The sequence below is a fragment of the Aeribacillus sp. FSL k6-2211 genome (genome assembly GCF_037966125.1).
GTDB lineage: Bacteria > Bacillota > Bacilli > Bacillales > Aeribacillaceae > Aeribacillus > Aeribacillus composti.
In genome coordinates this window covers 3,666,884-3,688,698 of sequence record NZ_CP150190.1, presented here as the reverse complement: position 1 = coordinate 3,688,698, position 21,815 = coordinate 3,666,884, and the positions used below count along the sequence as shown (strand labels likewise).

The following is a 21,815-nucleotide window of genomic DNA, read 5'->3' as shown; positions in this document are numbered from 1 at the left end:
AAATGGAAGGCCAATATTCCGCATTAGGAGGCATGATCATGACCGTTCAAAAGGGCTCATTGCTGTACGAAGGAAAAGCGAAAAAAATTTATGAAACAGACGATCCCAACATTTTTCTTGTTTATTATAAAGATTCCGCTACCGCGTTTAATGGGGAGAAAAAAGCTGAGATTGTAGGCAAAGGACAGCTAAACAATGAAATTTCAAGTTTGCTGTTTGAAAAGTTAAATGAACACGGCATTCCGACCCACTTTGTTCAAAAAATTTCGTCAAATGAACAGCTTGTCAAACGGGTGACAATCATTCCGATTGAAGTAGTTGTACGAAATATTGTGGCAGGAAGCTTATCCAAAAGATTGGGCATTGCCGAAGGAACTGAGATTAAAAAGCCGATCATTGAGTTCTACTATAAAAATGATGACCTGGGAGACCCTTTAATTAACAGTTTCCATATTGAACTACTAGGGCTTGCGGATAAAGAGCAGCTGGATGAAATAAAAACATTAGCTTTCAAAGTAAATGATATTTTATTGAAGCATTTTCATGAAAGAAACGTGAGACTAGTAGATTTTAAGCTTGAATTTGGCTTGCTAAACGACGGAACGCTTGTTGTTGCAGATGAAATTTCCCCTGATACGTGCCGACTTTGGGACAAACATACAAATGAAAAGCTTGATAAAGATGTATTCCGCCGGGATATCGGCAATTTGACGGATGCTTATAAAGAGATTTTAAAACGTTTAGGAGGTACAGTTCCATGTACAGAGTAAAAGTATATGTTACATTGCGTGAAAGTGTGCTTGATCCTCAAGGAAATGCGGTGAAAAATGCTTTACATTCAATGAATTTCAACGAAGTGGAAGATGTTCGGATTGGGAAGTACATGGAGCTAGCAATCGGAAAAACGGATCGAAATGTCGAAGAGATTGTAGACGAAATGTGTAAAAAGCTTTTAGCAAATCCTGTGATTGAAGACTACCGTTATGAAATAGAGGAGGTAGCCGTCAAGTGAAATTTGCCGTGATCGTTTTTCCGGGTTCCAATTGTGACGTTGACATGTACCATGCCATTAAAGACGAACTGGGAGAGGAAGTCGAATACGTTTGGCATGACGCTCAAGATTTAAGTGGCTTCGATGGCATTCTCCTTCCTGGCGGCTTCTCATACGGCGATTATTTGCGCAGCGGAGCCATTGCCCGTTTTGCCAATGTTATGAAGGAAGTTGTGAAAGCTGCAGATGAAGGGAAGCCTGTACTTGGCGTTTGCAATGGGTTTCAGATTTTGCTTGAGGCTGGTCTTCTTCCGGGTGCCATGAGACGGAACGAGAAGCTGAAATTTATTTGCCGCCCTGTGAAATTAAAGGTGGAAAACAACGAAACGATGTTTTCGAACAAATATGATAAGGGCGAAATTATCACCATTCCGATCGCACATGGGGAAGGAAATTATTATTGTGATGAAAAAACTCTTGAAGAGTTAATCGCAAACAAGCAAATTGTTTTTACGTATCAAGATAATCCGAACGGAAGCTTAAATAACATTGCAGGCATCGTAAATAAACGCGGCAATGTCCTTGGAATGATGCCGCATCCGGAACGGGCAGTCAGCGAACTTTTAGGAAACACAGACGGGTTGAAATTGTTTCAATCGATTGTAAGAAGTTGGAGGGAAGCTCATGTCACAAATTCTTGAACCAAGTCCAGAAATGATAAAAAACGACAAAATTTATAAGCAAATGGGAGTTAGTGATGAGGAGTTTGCCCTCATTGAAAAAATATTAGGACGATTGCCGAATTACACGGAAATTGGAATTTTTTCTGTTATGTGGTCAGAGCATTGCAGCTACAAAAATTCAAAACCAGTATTAAAAAAGTTTCCAACAAAAGGAGAACGTGTGCTGCAAGGACCTGGTGAAGGAGCAGGGATTGTTGATATCGGCGACAATCAAGCCGTCGTCTTTAAAATAGAAAGCCATAACCACCCTTCTGCAATTGAACCGTATCAAGGTGCAGCAACAGGAGTCGGAGGCATTATTCGCGATGTTTTCTCGATGGGAGCCAGACCAATCGCTCTCCTTAACTCTCTTCGCTTTGGGGAACTTACAAGCCCGCGTGTCAAATATTTGTTTGAAGAAGTTGTCGCTGGCATTGCCGGATACGGTAACTGTATCGGAATTCCAACCGTTGGAGGAGAAGTGCAGTTTGACGCTTCCTATGAAGGAAATCCGCTGGTCAATGCGATGTGTGTCGGACTCATAAACCATGAAGATATCAAAAAAGGGCAAGCAACTGGTGTCGGCAATACAGTGATGTACGTCGGAGCCAAAACCGGAAGAGACGGCATTCACGGAGCTACATTTGCTTCCGAAGAATTGTCGGAAGCTTCCGAAGAAAAGCGTCCGGCTGTTCAAGTTGGAGATCCTTTCATGGAAAAACTGCTTTTGGAAGCTTGCCTTGAAGTAATCAAATCTGATGCACTTGTCGGCATTCAAGATATGGGAGCAGCGGGGCTTACAAGCTCATCGGCAGAAATGGCGAGCAAGGCGGGATCAGGAATTGAAATGAACTTGGATCTTGTTCCTCAGCGGGAAGCAGGAATGACTCCTTATGAGATGATGTTATCCGAATCGCAGGAAAGAATGCTTCTCGTAATTAAAAAAGGGCGGGAGCAGGAAATCATTGATCTGTTTAAAAAATATGATCTGGAGGCTGCACCGATTGGTAAAGTTACAGATGACAAGATGCTGCGCCTTATTCATAAAGGAGAAATCGTTGCGGAAATTCCTGTTGATGCGCTTGCGGAAGATGCGCCTGTTTACTATAAACCGTCTAAAGAACCTGAATATTATCGCCAGTTTCAAAGCATGCCGCCATATGTTCCAAAAGTTGACGATTACAAAGAAACGCTTCTTGCATTGCTGAAACAGCCAACGATAGCCAGCAAGGAGTGGGTATATGACCAATACGATTATATGGTGCGGACGAACACTGTCGTGGCGCCGGGTTCTGATGCGGCTGTCCTAAGAATCAGAGGGACGAAAAAAGCTTTGGCGATGACAACCGATTGCAACTCACGCTATTTATATTTAGATCCAGAAGTCGGCGGAAAAATTGCAGTTAGTGAAGCAGCAAGAAACATCGTATGTTCAGGAGCGGTGCCGCTCGCTATTACAGACTGTTTAAACTTCGGCAGTCCGGAAAAACCGGAGATTTTTTGGCAGCTTGAAAAAGCGGTGGACGGCATGAGCGAAGCGTGCTTAGCTTTAAATACACCTGTCATTGGCGGAAATGTTTCCTTGTACAATGAAACGAACGGAACAGCTATTTATCCAACTCCGGTTGTCGGGATGGTCGGACTTATTGAAGATACAGATCATATTACAACGCAATCATTTAAAGAGGCGGGCAGCATCGTTTATTTGCTCGGTGAGACAAAACCAGAATTTTCTGGAAGTGAATTGCAAAAAATGCTTGAAGGCAAGATCTTTGGCAAAGCGCCGGAAATTGACCTGGAAGAAGAGAAGCAACGTTTAGATCAGCTGTTAGCTGCCATTCGCGAAGGGCTTGTCCAGTCGGCTCATGACGTTGCCGAAGGAGGCCTGGCCGTTGCGCTAAGTGAATGCTTAATCGGAACGGGCCTTGGGGCGGAAATAACGATCAACGGTGATGCATTGGCAGGGCTGTTCAGCGAATCCCAGTCCCGCATCGTCGTTTCCGTAAAACCGGAAAACAAAGAGGCGTTTGAAAAGATTGTTCAAGCTGAAGCTATCGGAACGGTCACAAACAGCGGAATTCTTAAAATTGTCAACGGCAATGGAGAAACATTGATTCAAGCATCAGTGGAAGAGTTAGAACAAGCTTGGAAAGGAGCTATCCCATGCTTGCTGAAATAAAGGGGCTAAATGAAGAATGCGGTGTATTCGGCATATGGGGTCATAAGGACGCTGCTCAAATCACTTATTACGGTCTGCACAGCCTTCAGCATCGCGGACAAGAGGGAGCAGGGATTGTCGTAACAGACGGCGAAAAACTGACGGGGTTTAAAGGGGAAGGACTTGTCACAGAAGTGTTTGCCAATGGGGTAGACAATTTAAAAGGAACAGGAGCTATTGGCCATGTTCGCTATGCGACGGCTGGAGGAGGCGGTTATGAAAACGTCCAGCCGTTCCTTTTTCGATCGGAGCAAGGCGGTCTCGCATTAGCTCACAACGGAAATTTAGTGAATGCTTCCGGATTGAAGCATCAGCTTGAAAATCAAGGAAGCATCTTTCAAACAACGTCAGATACAGAAGTTCTTGCTCATTTAATTAAAAGAAGCGGCTATTTAGAGCTAAAAGATAAAGTGAAAAACGCGCTTACGATGATTAAAGGGGCATACGCCTTTTTAATCATGACGGAAACAGAGCTGATGATTGCCCTTGATCCGAACGGACTCCGTCCTTTATCTATCGGACGTCTCGGTGATGCATATGTTGTCGCTTCGGAAACCTGCGCTTTTGATGCTGTTGGAGCTCAGCTAGAAAGGGACGTTGAGCCTGGCGAGCTTATCATCATCAATGGTGAAGGACTGAAAAGCGAACGTTTTTCCAAAACGATTAACCGTGCGATTTGTACGATGGAATACGTTTATTTTTCACGCCCTGACAGCAATGTGGAAGGAATAAATGTTCATACTGCAAGAAAAAATCTCGGCAAACGGCTTGCGATAGAAGCGCCTGTAGAGGCGGACGTAGTGACTGGAGTTCCGGATTCCAGCATATCTGCGGCGATCGGCTATGCCGAGGCATCCGGTATACCGTACGAGCTCGGTTTAATTAAAAACCGATATGTCGGCCGTACGTTTATTCAGCCGTCCCAATCATTGCGAGAGCAAGGAGTGAAAATGAAGCTTTCCCCTGTCCGTGGGGTAGTGGAAGGCAAACGGGTTGTCATGGTGGATGACTCAATCGTAAGAGGAACGACATCGAAGCGTATTGTCAAGATGCTGCGGGAAGCAGGGGCAACGGAAGTGCATGTCCGCATCAGTTCACCGCCGATTGCCAACCCTTGCTATTACGGTATTGACACCTCCACTCATGAGGAGCTGATCGCTTCTTCTCATACTGTAGAAGAAATTCGCAGCATCATTGGCGCCGATAGTCTTGCTTTCTTAAGCACAGAAGGGATGCTGGATGCGATCGGAAGGAAATATGAAGGTGAATTTCGCGGGCAATGTATGGCATGTTTTACAGGAAAATATCCGACAGACATTTATGAAGATACGATTCTTCCTCATGAGAAAGGCTAATATGACAGACCGAAGGAGGATAATTCATGTCCAAAGCGTATAGAGAAGCAGGTGTGGACATTCATGCGGGCTATGAAGCAGTTCGCCGCATGAAAAATCATGTGGAAAAAACGAAGCGTCCCGGTGTTTTAGGAGGGATCGGCAGTTTTGGCGGAATGTTTGATCTGGCAAACTTAGGATATAAAGAGCCGGTGCTTGTTTCCGGAACAGACGGAGTGGGAACGAAGCTGAAGCTTGCCTTTATGGCGGATAAACATGATACGATTGGAATAGACGCTGTGGCTATGTGTGTAAACGACATTTTGGCACAAGGTGCGGAGCCGCTTTTTTTCCTGGACTATTTGGGGCTCGGGAAAGCAGACCCTGAAAAAATTGAAAAAATTGTTAAAGGTGTTGCCGATGGCTGCCTGCAGGCGGGTTGTGCGCTCATCGGTGGTGAAACAGCGGAAATGCCCGGCGTATATGATGAAGATGAATACGACATTGCCGGCTTTGCTGTCGGTGTTGTCGAGAAAGAAAACATTGTCACAGGCGAACGGATCAAGCCTGGGCACTTTCTCATCGGCCTTTCATCAAACGGCATCCATTCAAACGGTTATTCACTCGTTCGCAAAGTGCTTTTGGAAGAAAATAAGCTTGATTTACATGAAATATACGAGCCTCTAACCGAAACGCTCGGAGAAGAATTGCTAAAGCCGACAAAAATTTATGTTTCTTCTGTCCTGCCGCTTGTGAAAGCATATAAAGTTGACGGCATGGCCCATATTACCGGAGGAGGGTTTATTGAAAACATCCCGAGAATGCTTCCGGAAGGGCTTGGAGCAGAAATCGATTTCGGTTCATGGCCGATTCATCCGATTTTTACCTTTATTCAACAGCAAGGAAATATCGATTTGTCTGAAATGTTTGAAGTGTTCAATATGGGAATCGGCTTTGTTCTGGCGGTCGAAGAAGATGTTGTTCAGCAGTGCCTCAATAAGCTTGAAAAGCTGGGAGAAAAGGCTTTTCTCATCGGCCGGGTAAAAGAAGGAAGCGGAATTCGGCTGAAAGGAGGGCCTTTTTCATGAAGCGGATCGCGGTGTTTGCATCCGGGAGCGGCTCTAATTTCCAAGCGATTGTAGACCATGTAAAGAGCGGGAAGCTAAAAGCAAATGTGATGCTTTTAGTCTGTGATAAACCCGGTGCTAAAGTAGTGGAGCGGGCAGAAAAGGAGCAGATTCCTGCTTTTGTTTTTGATCCGAAGCAATATGAGTCGAAGGAACAGTTTGAAGAAGATATTTTACAGCAATTGAGGCACTATCAAGTGGACTTTATCGTGCTGGCCGGCTACATGCGTTTAATCGGCCACACTCTTCTTGACGCTTTTGCGGGGAGAATTGTGAATATACATCCTTCCTTGCTTCCTGCATTTCCGGGAAAACATGCAATTGAACAAGCGCTCCGTGCCGGCGTAAAAATTACGGGTGTCACCATCCATTATGTTGATGAAGGAATGGATACAGGCCCGATCATCGCTCAGCGTGCGGTTGAAATCAGCGAAGATGATGATGCTAATACACTTGCAGAGAAAATCCATAAAATCGAGCATTCATTTTATCCTGAAACAATAGGAAAAATTTTAGAAAAATTAGAGGTGAAAGCATGACAATCAGACGGGCAATTGTCAGTGTATCTAATAAAGCAAACATCATTCCGTTTGTGCAAGAGCTTGTCAATCTTGGGATCGAAGTAATCTCCACTGGCGGAACGAAAAAGCTTCTTGAGGAAAATGGAATAGATGTCATTGGAATTCAGGAAGTAACCGGTTTTCCGGAAATTATGGACGGAAGAGTTAAAACGCTGCATCCTGTTATTCACGGGGGGCTGCTAGCGGTTCGCAGCAATGATATCCATATGAAGCAGATGGAGGAAAACGGTATTCAACCGATTGACTTAGTCGTTGTGAATTTATATCCGTTTAAAGAGACAATTGCCAAAGATGGCGTGACTTTTGAGGAAGCGATCGAGAACATTGACATCGGCGGGCCGACGATGCTTCGGGCTGCTGCAAAAAATCACCAAGATGTAGTGGTTGTCGTTGATCCTGAAGATTATCCCGTCATTTTAGCCGAACTGAAAGAGAACGGAGAAGTAAGCATAGAAACAAAACGGAAGTTGGCTGCCAAAGTATTCCGTCATACTGCTGCATACGATGCACTGATTGCGGAATATTTAACAGAGCAGGCAGGGGAAGAAGAGCCTGAATCGATTACTGTGACATTTGAAAGGAAGCAATCCCTTCGTTATGGGGAAAATCCTCACCAACAGGCAACGTTCTATAAAAAGCCGATCACGCCTCCATCATCTATTGCCGAAGCCGTCCAGCTCCATGGAAAGGAATTGTCGTATAACAACATTAAAGATGCGGATGCGGCACTTAGCATTGTCAAAGAATTTGATGGACCGGCAGCGGTCGCTGTTAAGCATATGAATCCGTGCGGCGTCGGCGCAGGTGACACCATTTTTGAAGCTTATAATCGGGCATATGAGGCGGACCCGACTTCAATTTTCGGCGGCATTGTTGCACTGAATCGTGAAGTTGATCAGAAAACGGCTGAAAAAATGAGCGAAATTTTTTTGGAAATTATCATTGCCCCTTCGTTTAGCCAAGAAGCTCTTGAAATATTAACGAAAAAGAAAAATATTCGATTGTTAACGATCGACTTTTCGAAAAAATTCCAACCGGAGAAGCAGCTGACATCTGTTTACGGCGGCCTTCTTGTTCAAGATCAAGATATTTATACGCTCGATGACGCGAACATTTCAATCCCAACAAAAAGACAGCCGACTGAACAAGAATGGAAGGACTTAAAGCTTGGCTGGAAAGTCGTGAAGCACGTCAAGTCAAATGCGATTGTTTTGGCAAAAGATGAAATGACCGTTGGTGTTGGTGCAGGCCAAATGAACCGGGTTGGTGCTGCAAAAATTGCGATTGCACAGGCTGGCGAGAAAGCGAAAGGCAGTGCACTTGCATCAGATGCGTTCTTCCCAATGCCTGACACCGTTAAAGAAGCAGCGAAAGCAGGGGTTACAGCAATCATACAACCAGGCGGATCCATTCGCGATGAAGATTCGATAAAAAAAGCGGATGAATACGGAATTGCAATGGTCTTTACTGGAGTCCGTCATTTCAAACATTAAGAAAGGGGATGACTGATGATGAAAGTACTTGTTATTGGAAAAGGGGGCCGTGAGCATGCGATCGCTTGGAAAGCGGCCAAAAGCCCTCTCGTTGAAAAAGTGTATGTCGCGCCTGGCAATGATGGTATGAAAGACGTTGCAATAAGAGTTCCGATTTTAGAAGAACAAACAGACGAATTGATCCAATTTGCCAAAACAAACAACATTGATTTAACCATTGTTGGTCCTGAAATTCCTTTAATGAACGGTATTGTCAACGAATTTGAAGACGCTGGATTAACTGTATTCGGACCGAGGAAAGAAGCGGCAATTATTGAAGGAAGCAAATCATTTGCAAAAAATTTAATGAAAAAATATAACATTCCGACTGCCAATTATGAAACGTTCTCTGATTTTGCCAAAGCGAAGCAATATGTAGAAGAAAAAGGCGCCCCGATTGTGATTAAAGCGGATGGGCTTGCGGCGGGAAAAGGTGTCGTTGTTGCGATGACAAATGAAGAAGCAATTGACACGCTGTCCGGCTATTTAAAGGAAAATAAGCTGGGAGAAGCAGGAAAATCCGTTGTAATTGAAGAATTTTTGACAGGTGAAGAGTTTTCCCTTATGGCTTTCGTAAACGGGGAAAACATTTACCCGATGGTGATTGCGCAGGATCATAAGCGGGCCTTTGACGGAGACAAAGGACCGAATACAGGTGGAATGGGGGCTTATTCTCCTGTCCCGCAAATTTCTGATGATGTTGTTCAAGAGTCTGTAGAGAAAATTTTAAAGCCGGTAGCGAAAGCTTTGAAAAATGAAGGAGCGGCATTTACCGGTATTCTTTATGCCGGCCTCATGCTGACAAAAGACGGCCCGAAGGTGATTGAATTCAATGCGCGATTTGGAGATCCAGAAACACAGGTAGTTCTTCCTCGGCTAAAATCAGACCTTATCGATGTGATGTTGAAAGTGTTAAAAGGAGAACCGGTTGAACTTGAATGGACAGATCAAGCGGTGTTGGGAGTCGTTGTGGCGGCGGAAGGCTATCCGGGCAGCTATAAGAAAGGAACACCGATCGGTTTGTTAAAGGTTGGTGCGGATGCCCTTTTATTCCATGCCGGAACAAAAGAGGAAGGCGGCCAATTTGTAACAGACGGGGGTCGTGTATACCTTGTGGCGTCATTTGGAGATAATTTAAAAAATGCGCAAGAAAAAGTGTACAAGCAATTAAAAGAGCTTGAGACGGAAGGTTTGTTTTATCGTAAAGACATCGGCTATCGCGCACTATAACGAATTTGGCTTTCAATATTCCGAACCGATGAATACTAATAAATAAAAGACATATCTACCACATATTTTATAAACCTTTCCAATGGGACAGGAGGTTGTTCCTGTCCTTTTCATTTTATAAAGGAATGTAATCGGCATTTTTGACATAGCTTCTTCTTAAACAACTTCCTATTTTGACCGCTCATTATTAAAAATAAACCAGCGTTTCTTCTATTAGGAAACGATCAATCAAGAAAGCCTCTGCACCGTTATCCCAAGTTCAAAATTTTGTAAGAAACTTTAGTGCTTTAATATTTTTCATATGTTAATATATAAAGTAACAGAGTCACTATTTTGAGTAATTACTTTTAATTGAGGAGGACTGAGCAGATCATGCGATCTGGTGCTTTTTGGAAAGCCCATGAAATTCGTAAACATATAGATGTCGTTTCAAATAGATTAGCACCAACCTTGTGGTTGAAAAATGCAGTATTTTTACATCCATATTTAAACCAGTGGGTGAAGTCAAATATTTGGATTTATAAAGACCGCATTATTTATGTCGGCAATGAGGAGCCGGAAAAAACAGCAAATACGGAAATATTTGATTGCAAAGGACTTTATTTAGTTCCTGGCTATATTGAACCGCACGCCCATCCGTTTCAATTATATAATCCTCATTCGCTTGCACAACATGTATCGCAAACGGGAACTACAACACTAATATGCGATAACCTATTTTTGCTATTACAATTCCCAAAAAAGAAAGCGTTTTCTTTTGTTGAAGATATGCAATCTTCTCCAGTTCAGTTTTTTTGGTGGGCCCGCTATGACTTGCAAACGGAATGCAGAGAAGAAGATCAACGCATTCCGCCAGATGTCGTGAAACAATGGATCGAGCATCCAGCCGTTATTCAAGGAGGAGAATTGACAGGCTGGCCAAAGCTTCTTTTAGGGGATGACTTGTTTTTACACTGGATTCATGAGACAAAAAAGGTCGGGAAGCGTGTAGAAGGCCATTTTCCAGGGGCTTCTCGAAAAACATTGACAAAAATGAAATTATTTGGTGTCGATTCCGATCACGAATCTATTAGCGGAGAAGAAGTATACAATCGGTTGTTATGCGGATACAGCGTGCCGCTCCGCTATTCTTCAATACGGCCGGATTTGCCGAAATTGTTGGAAGAGCTGCTTGCATTTGGAGTTAATCGTTTTGACGAAATGTTTTTTACAACGGATGGTTCAACGCCTGCTTTTTATGAAAATGGAATGATTAATCAGACCATTCAAATAGCGCTGGAGGCCGGAATTCCAGAGTTTGAGGCTTATAAAATGGCAACGTACAATGTTGCTAGATATTATATGCTTGATTCAAAATTGGGAGTAATCGGTCCTGGCAGGTTAGCCTCCATAAATTTTCTGGAAGCGAAAAATAACCCGAACCCAGTGGCTGTTTTGGCGAAAGGGAAATGGATTCATAAGGACGGTCAGGTGTTTGATCATTTCCCTCAAGCAGACTGGAACAAATATGAAGTTGCACCGCTTGAACTTGATTGGGATTTGACAATGGATGATCTTCAATTTTCTATGCCGATGGGATTAAAAATGAGAAACACGGTTATTATTGAGCCGTATTCCATCACTATTGACAACTTCGTTGATGAACTTCCGCTAGATCATGACGAAAGCTTCCTCGCTGTCATCGATAAAAAAGGGAAATGGCGGATCAATACAATGTTAAAAGGCTTCGCAAAGGGGATAAAAGGCTTTGCAAGCACTTATTCAACGACTGGAGATGTGGTGTTGATAGGGAAAAACAAACAAGATATGATGCATGCATTTTCCAGATTGAAAGAAATCGGCGGGGGAATAGTAATAACGGAAAATGGCCAAGTGATTCATGAAATGCCTCTTAACATTAACGGCGCTGCGTCATCGAAAAAATTTAAAGATCTCATTAAGGAGGAAAATGGTTTAGTCCAAATTATGCGAGAAAAGGGCTATAAATATTTAGACCCGATTCACAGCCTGCTCTTTTTATCTTCCACACATTTACCATATATCCGGGTTACACAGGAAGGAATTTATGATGTTATGAAAAAAACAATACTCTTTCCGACAATAATACGTTAAAATATAAAAGGGATAAATTAGTTAAGGTTGTGGATGAATGAAAAGGACATTGATTTTATTTACGATGCTTTTCTTTGTCTTTATAACAGCTTGCACAAATGAAAAAGAAAAAGAGAAAACAAATGACGAACCGTCATCATCTGAAAATCAGCCAGTTGAAAAAGAAACAGCCGTAAGCCCTTTGACAGGAAATGCTGCGACCGGAAACATTGACAGCCGCCCAATTGCTGTCATGATTAACAACCATCCGAAAGCGAGGCCTCAATCAGGATTAAATAAAGCGGATATTGTTTACGAGGCTTTAGCTGAAGGCACGATCACACGCTTTTTAGCCATTTATCAAAGCGAGAAGCCAAAAATTATCGGTCCAGTCAGAAGTGCGCGGGAATATTTTGTCGATTTGAGTAAAGGGTATGAAGCAATTTATATCAGTCACGGCTGGAGTCCCACTGCTAAAGAAATGCTGGAGTCAGAGCATCTAGACTATTTAAACGGTCTGTTTTATGATGGTACGCTGTTTTGGCGGGATTCAACCCGGAAAGCTCCTCATAACTCGTATATTTCTTTTGAAAATGTCGTAAAAGGAGCAAAAGAAAACGGGTATTCAATGACAAAGGAAGTTGCCCCGTTGCCTTTTCTTTCAGATGAAGAAATAAGCGGCATTTCTGGAGAAGAAATGTTAGAAGCTGTTGTTTCCTATGGTTCTAAACCGGAATGGCGCATTAAATATGTATTCGATCAGCAGCTAGGCCGGTATAAGCGGTATTCCGGGGACGAACTGACAGTCGATCGCGAAACGGAAGAACCTGTTCTTTTAGACAACATTTTTATTGTCCAAACGGATCATCGTTTTCTTGATGATTACGGTCGCAGAACGATTGATTTAAACTCTGGGGGCGAGGGAATTCTTTTGCAAAAAGGTATGATGAAAAGGGTCGATTGGAAAAATGTGAACGGACGCATCCTTCCTTATGAAAATGAGGAACAAGTAAAATTAGTTCCCGGCCATACTTGGATCAATATCGTGCCAGATTTGGATAAGGCTTTTCAAAATTCAGCTGAGAAAGGAGAATGATGCATGCAAATTGACAAGCTGCGGGGGAGAGAGTTAGACCAATTGTTCCGGGCTATCCTTTCTTTAAGAGATTTGGAGGAATGCTACCGTTTTTTTGATGACCTTTGCACCGTCAATGAAATCCAATCGCTTGCCCAACGGTTTGAAGTTGCTAGAATGCTTCAGGAAGGCTATACATATCATAAAATTGAAACAGAAACAGGTGCATCGACAGCGACAATCTCCCGGGTAAAGCGGTGCTTGAATTACGGAAATGATGCTTATGCAATGGCGCTTGAAAGAATTAAAGATGACAACGCTTCGTCATAAATTGGGCTGCTGGGTGAAATCAGCAGCTCTTTTTTAGTTTAGAACTTTTAAAACTCTGAAAGGCTTCTTCAACATAGCTTAAAAAAAACCCCCTCTCATATTAAAAAAACTCTTTCTAATACATCTACAGACTTTCATTGATTCACCATTTTTTTGTCCTATTATAATTTGATATAATAATGAAATGGTATATGAAATGGAGGATTATGTATGTATGATGTGAACGAGTGGAGACATGTGTTTAAGCTCGATCCGGATAAAGCCATTTCCGATGAACAGCTTGAAAAAATTTGTGAATCAAAAACGGACGCTGTTATCATTGGAGGAAGCGACAATGTAACGGAAGATAATGTTCTTTCTTTGCTTTCGCGGGTGCGGCGTTTTCTCGTTCCATGCGTGCTGGAAGTATCGAATTTAGAATCGATTGTTCCAGGATTTGATTTGTATTTTATTCCGACGGTTTTAAACAGCCGAAATACTACATGGATTACGGAGCTGCATCACCAAGCAATGAAAGAGTTTGGTGACATTATGAACTGGAATGATATTTTAATGGAAGGTTATTGCATTTTAAATGGAGAGTGTAAAGCGGCAAAATTGACCGAAGCAAAGACGGAGCTTAATTTGGATGATATTAAAGCGTATGCGAGAATGGCGGAGAACATGTTTCATCTTCCGCTCTTTTATTTAGAATATAGCGGAACGTACGGCAATGTTGAAGCAGTAAAAGCAGCGAAATCGGTTTTAACGAATACTAGGCTTATTTATGGGGGCGGCATTCAAAATGCTGCGCAAGCAAAAGAAATGGCCGAGCACGCTGACATCATCGTTGTCGGGAATGCCATTTATGAAAATTTACAATCAGCGCTTGAAACTGTCCGCGCTGTTAAAGGGTAAAGAAAGTGAAAATGAGGTGAGTGTTGAATGCATTTTTTGACTGAGCAGCTCCTCTCAGGTTTGAATGAACAGCAGCAAAAAGCGACGAAGCATACGGAAGGTCCTCTTTTAATCATGGCGGGTGCAGGCAGCGGCAAGACGAGGGTTCTCACCCACCGGATCGCTTATTTAATGGCAGAAAAAGGGGTAGCACCTTGGAATATTCTTGCTATTACCTTCACAAATAAAGCAGCGAGGGAAATGAAAGACCGGATTGAACAACTGCTTGGCCCTGGCGCTGAGGAAATATGGATTTCCACTTTTCACTCGATGTGCGTGCGAATCCTTCGCCGAGATATTGACCGGATCGGCGTCAATCGCAATTTTACGATATTGGATACATCAGACCAATTGTCTGTCATCAAAGGGATTTTAAAAGAACGAAACATTGATCCTAAAAAATATGATCCTCGAGCTATTCTCGGCACTATCAGCAGCGCGAAAAACGATCTCATTTCCCCGGAGGAATTTGCTCGTCAAGCAGGAGATGTGTGGGAGCAAATTGTCAGCGATATCTATATCGACTACCAAAAAAAATTGTTGAAAAACCAAGCTCTTGATTTTGATGACCTCATTATGTCAACGATACTGCTTTTTCAACGTGTTCCAGAAGTACTCGAATATTATCAGCGGAAATTTCAATACATTCATGTTGATGAATATCAAGATACAAACCGCGCACAATACACGCTTGTAAAGATGCTGGCATCCCGTTTTCAAAATATTTGTGTTGTCGGCGATTCGGATCAATCGATTTATCGCTGGCGAGGGGCGGACATCGGAAACATTTTATCGTTTGAAAAAGATTATCCGAACGCTAAAGTGATTTTGCTTGAACAAAATTATCGTTCTACCAAGCGTATTTTGCATGCGGCTAATGAAGTCATTAAAAATAATATGAACAGAAAGCCGAAAAATTTATGGACGGAAAACCCTGAGGGGAAAAAAATTATTTACTACCGGGCTGATCACGAAATTGGGGAGGCCCAGTTTGTCGCCAAGCAAATTCAAGAGCTCGTCCAATCAGGCAAAAGAAAACTTTCCGATATTGCTGTATTGTACCGTACAAATGCACAGTCCCGTGTCATAGAGGAAGTGCTGTTAAAATCGAATATTGATTATAAAATTGTCGGCGGCATAAAGTTCTATGACCGGAAAGAAATCAAGGATATTCTTGCATACATGCGTCTAGTGGCAAACCAGAATGATGATATTAGTTTGGTGCGAATCATCAATGTTCCGAAACGGGGCATCGGTGCATCAACCGTTGAAAAAATAATGAATTATGCAGCCCAGCAAGGTATCTCGATGTTTGCTGCTTTAGAAGAAATGGAACATATCGGGGTCAGCACTCGTGCTATGAAAGTGTTGACGGAATTCCGTGAATTGATCCAGCAGCTGTCACAAATGCAAGACTATGTGTCTGTTACTGAGCTTGTGGAAGAGATTCTTGACAGAACCGGCTACAGGGAGATGCTTAAGCAGGAAAAAACATTGGAAGCCCAAGGTCGTTTAGAGAACATTGATGAATTTTTATCTGTAACTCAAAACTTTGAAAAGCAAAATGAGGACAAAAGCCTCGTCGCCTTTTTAACGGATTTGGCCTTGATTGCGGACATTGACCGCATTGATGAAGAGCAATCGGAGCAGAAAGATTCCGTGTTATTGATGACGATCCATTCGGCAAAAGGTTTAGAGTTTCCGGTTGTATTTATGATCGGGATGGAAGAAGGTGTATTTCCTCACAGCCGAGCCTTGATGGAAGAGGCGGAAATGGAGGAAGAGCGCCGGCTGGCATACGTCGGGATAACGCGGGCAGAGGAAGAATTGTATGTAACAAATGCGAAAATGAGGACCCTTTTTGGAAGAACAAACATGAACCCGGAATCTCGTTTTATTGAAGAGATGCCGAAAGAGGTTTTAGAAGACTTAAATGAAAAGAAATCTCCAAAGCCGAAACTAAATAGAACAATCGGAGCGAAATCAGCGGGAGGAGATGTAAAGGCTTGGTCAGTAGGTGATAAAGCCGTGCACGGAAAATGGGGTGTCGGTGTTGTCGTCCGAGTGAAAGGCGATGGGGAGGATCAAGAACTTGACGTGGCATTTCCAAGTCCTGTCGGCATAAAACGGTTGCTTGCTAAATTTGCACCAATTGAAAAAGTACAGTAACTATTTGAAGGAAGGAATTGACACATATGGACAAACGTACGGCAGAAAACCGTGTAAAAGAATTGCACAAGCTTTTGAATCAATATAATTATGAATATCACGTTCTTGACAATCCGTCTGTTCCTGACGCAGAGTATGACCGCCTCATGAGAGAACTAATAGAGCTTGAAGAAAAATATCCAGAGCTGAAAACCCCTGATTCTCCCTCCCAGCGTGTGGGGGGCGCTGTTTTAGATGCTTTCCGAAAAGTGGCGCACCGCGTGCCGATGCTAAGTTTGGCAAACGCTTTTAATGAGCAGGACTTGCGTGACTTTGACAGGCGAGTCCGCCAAGCAGTTGGGGATGTCGAATATGTAGTGGAGCTGAAAATTGACGGGCTTGCGGTTTCCCTTCGATATGAAAACGGCCTGTTTGTACAAGGATCAACACGAGGAGACGGCACGACGGGGGAAGATATCACGGAAAATTTAAAAACGATCCGCTCGATCCCTTTGAGACTAAAGAAAAATTTATCGATGGAAGTGCGCGGGGAAGCATTTATGCCGAAAGCATCATTTGAGAAATTAAATGAGGAGCGCATTGCAAAAGGGGAAGTTCCGTTTGCCAATCCGAGAAACGCTGCGGCTGGTTCCTTGCGCCAGCTAGACCCAAAAATTGCCGCGAAACGAAATTTAGATATTTTCGTCTATAACATAGCAGAGCTTGGCGATACCGGAGTGTCTTCTCATAGTGAAGCATTGGACTTGCTTGATGAACTCGGCTTTAAAACAAATCGTGAACGCAGAAAATGCAAAAACATCGACGAAGTGATCGAGCTGCTTGATCAATTGTTGGAAAAGCGCTCTCAGCTTCCGTATGATATTGACGGAGTTGTAATTAAGGTTGATAGTTTGCGTCAGCAGGAAGCGCTCGGGGCAACTGCGAAAAGCCCGAGATGGGCGATTGCCTATAAGTTTCCGGCAGAAGAGGTGGTGACGAAGCTGCTGGATATTGAACTCGCTGTCGGACGCACCGGCGTCATTACCCCAACAGCGATCTTAGAGCCTGTAAAGGTTGCCGGGACAACCGTCAAACGAGCTTCCCTTCATAATGAAGATTTGATTCGGGAAAAAGATATTAAGCTTGGGGACTTCGTCGTCGTGAAAAAAGCCGGGGACATCATTCCTGAAATTGTAAATGTTCTTGTTGACAGAAGAACAGGCAATGAACAGGATTTTCGGATGCCTTCGCACTGTCCAGAATGCAATAGCGAGCTGGTCCGGTTGGAAGGAGAAGTTGCGCTTAGATGCATTAATCCAAAATGTCCGGCGCAAATTCGCGAAGGTCTCATCCATTTTGTTTCCCGAAATGCGATGAATATTGAAGGACTAGGGGAGCGCGTCATCACCCAATTGTTTAAAGAAGGCTTGATTCAAGATGTAGCGGATTTATACAAATTAACAAAACCCCAATTGCTTCAGCTTGAACGGATGGGTGAAAAATCAACGGATAATTTGTTGCACGCGATTGAACGGTCGAAGGAAAATTCGCTGGAGCGCCTTTTATTCGGTTTAGGCATTCGCTATGTCGGCGAAAAAGCCGCCAAGATTTTAGCAGAGCATTTTGAAACAATGGATCGGCTGCAAAGCGCGACAAGAGAACAATTAATCAACATACCGGAAATCGGAGAAAAAATGGCTGATTCCATCGCTACTTTTTTTGAACAGCCTGAAGTAAAAGAATTGATTGAAGAATTAAAGTCGTTCGGCGTCAATATGACGTATAAAGGTCCGAAACGGACAAATTCAGATGAAGGGGATTCGTATTTTGCCGGTAAGACAATCGTTTTAACAGGGAAGCTTGCTGAAATGTCCCGCAATGAAGCAAAAGAACAAATTGAAGCAAGAGGCGGAAAAGTTACTGGCAGTGTGAGCAAAAAAACAGATCTTGTAATCGCTGGTGAAGATGCCGGCAGCAAGCTTGCAAAAGCTCGCGAATTAAACATAGAGGTTTGGGATGAGTCTCGTTTACTTGAAGAACTAAGGAAATAGGAGAGGGAAGGTACCTTGAAAAAACTTTTGATCATAGCGGCAGCGTGCATGGCTGTGCTCAGTGCATGCTCGCAGGACATTGGAGAACCGGAGCAAATTGTACAAGAGACGGAAGAATCAACGGAAGAAAAAGCAATTATTCCGAAATACAGAATTTCGGAAGATTATTATAAGATGCTCGTGCCTTTTAAAACGAGTGAAGCGCGAGGGCTTGTGGCAAGCAATCTCAATACAAGATTTGATGTTGATGAATTTGAAACTGGTCTTATGCGGATGGCCAGCGACAAGTTTCCAACGGATAAATATGTGTTTCAAGAAGGACAATATTTAGACAAAAAAACTGTCCAAAACTGGCTTAGCCGCAAGCTGGAAGGAAAAGATTTAGAAGAAGCGAAAAAAAAGGATAAATCTTTCAAAAATGAAGGTTTAAATCCGCCAGAAAGCTCCGAAAAAAGCCCCATTTATGTAACGCATATACTTGAACATAATTACCTTGTAAAAAAAGATGAAAAAACACTTGAGCTTGGCGGAGTGTCGATCGGTTTGGCCTTGAATTCTGTTTATTATTACCGCACGGAAGACGGCATCCAAAAAGAAAATAAAATAGACAAGGCCACCATTGAAAAGAAAGGGAAGGAAATCGCACAAGTGGTTGTGAAGAGGCTTCGAGATATAGAAGGATTAGAAAAAGTGCCGATTGTCGTTTCCCTTTACGAACAAGCGCCTAAATCTTCGATTGTTCCAGGGCACTTTTTTGCAAGAACAATCGTTGATGGCGGAAGCGAAAATATCGGAAAGTGGGAAAATATTAACGAAGAGTATTACTTTTTCCCATCTGAAGAGGGAACAAAGAAAAAACCGGATGATGCCAACACATTTAAACGTTTGAAAGGTGATATTGAAGACTTTTTCCCTAACTACACAGGTATCATTGGGAAAGCTTTTTATCAAGACGGTGAAATGAAGCAAATGAAAATAGAAATACCGGTTCAGTTTTACGGTAAAACAGAAGTCATCGCCTTTACACAATTTTTAACTGGGAAAGTTGTGGAATATTACAAAGACTATATTTCTCTGGAAGTGACCATCAACTCTTCAAGAGGCCCGGAAGCGCTCATCGTAAGAGAGGCAGGACAGGAAAAACCAACAGTTCATGTTTTTCAATAAAAAAAACAGGTGATTTCAAAAAGGGGGGATTTTGAAATCACCTTTATATTGATCGTTTTTTGGCGGGCATTTGGTTAAACGGTGTTTACCACTTTACAAAAGCAGTACCGACAATGATCAACAAAATGAACAATACTACTATAAGGGCAAATCCGCCGCCGTGTCCGAATCCACCACCGTACCCGAATCCGCCGTCATATCCTCCGTAACCGTAGCCTTGACAAGAACCGAATCCAAAACTCATGTTTTTCACCTCCGAATAATGTACCGTACAATATTTTTATATTCACGAATGAATAAAACGTTTGGACGAATGTACCTATATTTGAATTTTTGGTTGAAGTCCTTCGACGTTTTGAAAATTACATATGAAAAGAAAATCATCTGTAAGAGGGGCTTTTTTCAGCCTGCCTTCGTGCAATATTGTTTCAACATTTCGGGGGTGTTGCTTTATCTGGCTAAAATTTGATATTATCAGAGTATTGCAGTGTGTTCGAAAAAGTGGAGGTGAATTGGAATGTCACGCATTTCGAAAGAACAAGTAAAACATGTTGCGCATCTTGCCCGCTTGGCAATTACGGAAGAGGAAGCAGAGATGTTTACCAATCAGCTTGACGCGATTATAACGTTTGCTGAGCAGTTAAATGAATTGGATACGGAGAACGTTCAACCAACTTCCCACGTTTTGGATATGAAAAATGTCATGCGCGAAGATCAACCTGAGCCGGGTCTTCCACGGGAAGTTGCGTTGAAAAATGCTCCTGACCAAAAAGACGGACAATTCCGCGTACCAGCCATTCTTGAGTAAGGAGGACGAAGCGAACATGGCTCTGTTTGATCATAAAATATCTGAATTAAAACAAATGCTGCACCGAAAAGAAATTTCCGTCTCCGATCTTGTCGACGAGTCTTACAAGCGCATTCAAGAAGTCGACGGAAAGGTAGAAGCTTTCTTAACCCTCGATGAAGAACGAGCCCGGGAAAAAGCAAAACAACTGGATAATGAAATAGGAAAAAAAGATACATACGGTTTATTGTTTGGCATGCCGATAGGGATTAAAGATAACATTGTGACAAAGGATTTACGCACAACCTGTGCAAGCAAAATTCTTGAAAACTTTGACCCAATTTATGATGCAACGGTTATGCGCAAGCTGGAAGAAGCTGAAGCGATTACGATCGGCAAATTAAACATGGATGAGTTTGCGATGGGATCATCCACTGAAACGTCCGCATTTAAAAAGACGAAAAACCCATGGAATTTAGAAGCGGTTCCGGGCGGTTCCAGCGGCGGCAGCGCAGCGGCTGTCAGCGCAGGAGAAGTTCCGTTTGCACTAGGCTCTGATACAGGCGGCTCGATTCGCCAGCCGGCAGCATTCTGCGGGGTTGTTGGCTTGAAGCCTACATATGGACGAGTCTCCCGTTTCGGATTAGTCGCATTCGCGTCTTCATTAGATCAAATCGGACCGATAACAAGAACTGTTGAAGACAACGCTTACCTTCTTCAAGTCATTTCAGGTCTTGATCCAATGGATTCCACAAGTGCAAATGTGGAAGTTCCTGATTATATATCCGCTTTAACTGGAGATATTAAAGGGCTGAAAATTGCGGTTCCGAAAGAGTATTTAGGTGAAGGGGTAAGCCGTGAGTCGCGCGAGGCCGTACTGGCTGCTTTAAAAGTACTCGAAGGATTGGGCGCAGAATGGGAAGAAGTATCTTTGCCGCATTCCAAATACGGTATTGCTACATATTATTTGCTTGCCTCATCCGAAGCATCTGCGAATCTCGCCCGTTTTGACGGAGTCCGCTACGGCTATCGCTCCGACAACGCTGAAACCTTGATCGATATGTATAAACAAACACGCGCGGAAGGCTTTGGAAATGAGGTGAAACGCCGCATTATGCTCGGTACATTTGCATTAAGCTCTGGATATTATGATGCTTATTACAAAAAAGCGCAGCAAGTGCGCACGCTTATTAAAAAAGATTTTGAAGACGTTTTTGAAAAATATGACGTCATCATCGGACCGACAACCCCGACTCCAGCATTTAAAATCGGCGAAAAAATTGACGATCCACTCACGATGTATGCGAACGATATTTTAACAATCAATGTGAACCTTGCCGGAGTTCCTGCTATTTCCGTACCTTGCGGATTTGCCAACGGCCTGCCGCTGGGATTGCAAATCATCGGCAAGCATTTTGACGAGAGCACCGTTTATCGCGTTGCCCATGCATACGAACAAGCAACAGACTTCCATAAACAAAAACCGGAACTGTAA

At 42.9% G+C, this 21,815-nt stretch carries 19 protein-coding genes; 18 read left to right on the top strand and 1 reads right to left on the bottom strand.

What is annotated here, in order from left to right; genetic code table 11:
• Nucleotides 1–38: 38 nt before the first annotated feature.
• The 16 genes from purC (at nt 39) to NSU19_RS17630 (ending at nt 19,533) form a co-directional block, all read left to right on the top strand.
• On the top strand, nt 39–770 hold the full coding sequence (gene purC, locus NSU19_RS17705; protein WP_327873372.1) for a phosphoribosylaminoimidazolesuccinocarboxamide synthase: 732 nt from the start codon (nt 39–41) through the stop codon (nt 768–770).
• On the top strand, nt 758–1,012 hold the full coding sequence (gene purS / locus NSU19_RS17700) for a phosphoribosylformylglycinamidine synthase subunit PurS (RefSeq protein ID WP_063388826.1): 255 nt from the start codon (nt 758–760) through the stop codon (nt 1,010–1,012). Before purC ends, purS begins: the two co-directional genes overlap by 13 nt.
• Nucleotides 1,009–1,692, top strand: a complete 684-nt coding sequence (gene purQ, locus NSU19_RS17695; RefSeq protein WP_063388825.1) for a phosphoribosylformylglycinamidine synthase subunit PurQ — start codon at nt 1,009–1,011, stop codon at nt 1,690–1,692. The genes purS and purQ overlap by 4 nt, the downstream gene beginning before the upstream one ends.
• Nucleotides 1,676–3,892 carry a phosphoribosylformylglycinamidine synthase subunit PurL gene (purL, locus tag NSU19_RS17690; RefSeq protein WP_063388824.1) on the top strand — a complete coding sequence of 739 codons (2,217 nt, stop codon included), beginning with the start codon at nt 1,676–1,678 and terminating at the stop codon, nt 3,890–3,892. The genes purQ and purL overlap by 17 nt, the downstream gene beginning before the upstream one ends.
• Nucleotides 3,877–5,286: an amidophosphoribosyltransferase gene (gene purF, locus NSU19_RS17685; protein ID WP_063388823.1), complete on the top strand. Its 1,410-nt coding sequence runs from the start codon at nt 3,877–3,879 to the stop codon at nt 5,284–5,286. The genes purL and purF overlap by 16 nt, the downstream gene beginning before the upstream one ends.
• A gap of 26 nt (nt 5,287–5,312) precedes the next feature.
• On the top strand, nt 5,313–6,353 hold the full coding sequence (purM, locus tag NSU19_RS17680; RefSeq protein ID WP_339197738.1) for a phosphoribosylformylglycinamidine cyclo-ligase: 1,041 nt from the start codon (nt 5,313–5,315) through the stop codon (nt 6,351–6,353).
• Entirely contained in the window at nt 6,350–6,931 is a 582-nt protein-coding gene (purN, locus tag NSU19_RS17675; protein ID WP_066252087.1) for a phosphoribosylglycinamide formyltransferase, read from the top strand. The genes purM and purN overlap by 4 nt, the downstream gene beginning before the upstream one ends.
• Nucleotides 6,928–8,466 (top strand): bifunctional phosphoribosylaminoimidazolecarboxamide formyltransferase/IMP cyclohydrolase, encoded by a 1,539-nt coding sequence (gene purH, locus NSU19_RS17670; RefSeq protein ID WP_339197735.1) that lies wholly within the window; start codon nt 6,928–6,930, stop codon nt 8,464–8,466. Before purN ends, purH begins: the two co-directional genes overlap by 4 nt.
• Before the next feature lie 18 nt (nt 8,467–8,484).
• Nucleotides 8,485–9,735, top strand: coding sequence for a phosphoribosylamine--glycine ligase (gene purD, locus NSU19_RS17665; protein ID WP_339200044.1), 1,251 nt, complete (start codon nt 8,485–8,487; stop codon nt 9,733–9,735).
• Between the two features lie 372 nt (nt 9,736–10,107).
• Nucleotides 10,108–11,847, top strand: a complete 1,740-nt coding sequence (locus NSU19_RS17660) for an adenine deaminase C-terminal domain-containing protein (protein ID WP_339197732.1) — start codon at nt 10,108–10,110, stop codon at nt 11,845–11,847.
• A 37-nt stretch (nt 11,848–11,884) separates the two neighbouring features.
• Nucleotides 11,885–12,922 carry a DUF3048 domain-containing protein gene (locus NSU19_RS17655; protein ID WP_339197730.1) on the top strand — a complete coding sequence of 346 codons (1,038 nt, stop codon included), beginning with the start codon at nt 11,885–11,887 and terminating at the stop codon, nt 12,920–12,922.
• Nucleotides 12,923–12,925: 3 nt separating this feature from the next.
• Nucleotides 12,926–13,231 carry a YerC/YecD family TrpR-related protein gene (locus tag NSU19_RS17650; protein WP_063388817.1) on the top strand — a complete coding sequence of 102 codons (306 nt, stop codon included), beginning with the start codon at nt 12,926–12,928 and terminating at the stop codon, nt 13,229–13,231.
• A 210-nt stretch (nt 13,232–13,441) separates the two neighbouring features.
• Nucleotides 13,442–14,128, top strand: coding sequence for a heptaprenylglyceryl phosphate synthase (locus NSU19_RS17645; protein WP_066250770.1), 687 nt, complete (start codon nt 13,442–13,444; stop codon nt 14,126–14,128).
• A gap of 27 nt (nt 14,129–14,155) precedes the next feature.
• Entirely contained in the window at nt 14,156–16,336 is a 2,181-nt protein-coding gene (gene pcrA / locus NSU19_RS17640; protein WP_339197728.1) for a DNA helicase PcrA, read from the top strand.
• A gap of 26 nt (nt 16,337–16,362) precedes the next feature.
• Nucleotides 16,363–18,366 carry an NAD-dependent DNA ligase LigA gene (gene ligA, locus NSU19_RS17635; protein ID WP_327856604.1) on the top strand — a complete coding sequence of 668 codons (2,004 nt, stop codon included), beginning with the start codon at nt 16,363–16,365 and terminating at the stop codon, nt 18,364–18,366.
• A gap of 15 nt (nt 18,367–18,381) precedes the next feature.
• Nucleotides 18,382–19,533, top strand: a complete 1,152-nt coding sequence (locus NSU19_RS17630) for a CamS family sex pheromone protein (protein ID WP_339197724.1) — start codon at nt 18,382–18,384, stop codon at nt 19,531–19,533.
• An 85-nt stretch (nt 19,534–19,618) separates the two neighbouring features.
• On the opposite strand, the gene NSU19_RS17625 is transcribed toward NSU19_RS17630, so the two are convergent.
• Complete coding sequence (locus NSU19_RS17625) at nt 19,619–19,777, bottom strand: YjcZ family sporulation protein (RefSeq protein WP_082829587.1); 159 nt, start codon at nt 19,775–19,777, stop codon at nt 19,619–19,621.
• Between the two features lie 273 nt (nt 19,778–20,050).
• Between NSU19_RS17625 and gatC the strand changes: the two genes are divergently transcribed.
• Nucleotides 20,051–20,341 (top strand): Asp-tRNA(Asn)/Glu-tRNA(Gln) amidotransferase subunit GatC, encoded by a 291-nt coding sequence (gene gatC / locus NSU19_RS17620; protein ID WP_063388808.1) that lies wholly within the window; start codon nt 20,051–20,053, stop codon nt 20,339–20,341.
• Between the two features lie 16 nt (nt 20,342–20,357).
• On the top strand, nt 20,358–21,815 hold the full coding sequence (gatA, locus tag NSU19_RS17615) for an Asp-tRNA(Asn)/Glu-tRNA(Gln) amidotransferase subunit GatA (protein WP_094244375.1): 1,458 nt from the start codon (nt 20,358–20,360) through the stop codon (nt 21,813–21,815).

What these genes read in the sequence shown, in the direction of transcription:
- purC (WP_327873372.1), top strand. Translation starts at nt 39, where the DNA reads ATGACCGTTCAAAAGGGCTCATTGCTGTACGAAGGAAAAGCGAAAAAA.
- purS (WP_063388826.1), top strand. Translation starts at nt 758, where the DNA reads ATGTACAGAGTAAAAGTATATGTTACATTGCGTGAAAGTGTGCTTGAT.
- purL (WP_063388824.1), top strand. Translation starts at nt 1,676, where the DNA reads ATGTCACAAATTCTTGAACCAAGTCCAGAAATGATAAAAAACGACAAA.
- purF (WP_063388823.1), top strand. Translation starts at nt 3,877, where the DNA reads ATGCTTGCTGAAATAAAGGGGCTAAATGAAGAATGCGGTGTATTCGGC.
- purM (WP_339197738.1), top strand. Translation starts at nt 5,313, where the DNA reads ATGTCCAAAGCGTATAGAGAAGCAGGTGTGGACATTCATGCGGGCTAT.
- purN (WP_066252087.1), top strand. Translation starts at nt 6,350, where the DNA reads ATGAAGCGGATCGCGGTGTTTGCATCCGGGAGCGGCTCTAATTTCCAA.
- purH (WP_339197735.1), top strand. Translation starts at nt 6,928, where the DNA reads ATGACAATCAGACGGGCAATTGTCAGTGTATCTAATAAAGCAAACATC.
- purD (WP_339200044.1), top strand. Translation starts at nt 8,485, where the DNA reads ATGAAAGTACTTGTTATTGGAAAAGGGGGCCGTGAGCATGCGATCGCT.
- NSU19_RS17660 (WP_339197732.1), top strand. Translation starts at nt 10,108, where the DNA reads ATGCGATCTGGTGCTTTTTGGAAAGCCCATGAAATTCGTAAACATATA.
- NSU19_RS17655 (WP_339197730.1), top strand. Translation starts at nt 11,885, where the DNA reads ATGAAAAGGACATTGATTTTATTTACGATGCTTTTCTTTGTCTTTATA.
- NSU19_RS17650 (WP_063388817.1), top strand. Translation starts at nt 12,926, where the DNA reads ATGCAAATTGACAAGCTGCGGGGGAGAGAGTTAGACCAATTGTTCCGG.
- NSU19_RS17645 (WP_066250770.1), top strand. Translation starts at nt 13,442, where the DNA reads ATGTATGATGTGAACGAGTGGAGACATGTGTTTAAGCTCGATCCGGAT.
- pcrA (WP_339197728.1), top strand. Translation starts at nt 14,156, where the DNA reads ATGCATTTTTTGACTGAGCAGCTCCTCTCAGGTTTGAATGAACAGCAG.
- ligA (WP_327856604.1), top strand. Translation starts at nt 16,363, where the DNA reads ATGGACAAACGTACGGCAGAAAACCGTGTAAAAGAATTGCACAAGCTT.
- NSU19_RS17625 (WP_082829587.1), bottom strand. Translation starts at nt 19,777, where the DNA reads ATGAGTTTTGGATTCGGTTCTTGTCAAGGCTACGGTTACGGAGGATAT.
- gatC (WP_063388808.1), top strand. Translation starts at nt 20,051, where the DNA reads ATGTCACGCATTTCGAAAGAACAAGTAAAACATGTTGCGCATCTTGCC.
- gatA (WP_094244375.1), top strand. Translation starts at nt 20,358, where the DNA reads ATGGCTCTGTTTGATCATAAAATATCTGAATTAAAACAAATGCTGCAC.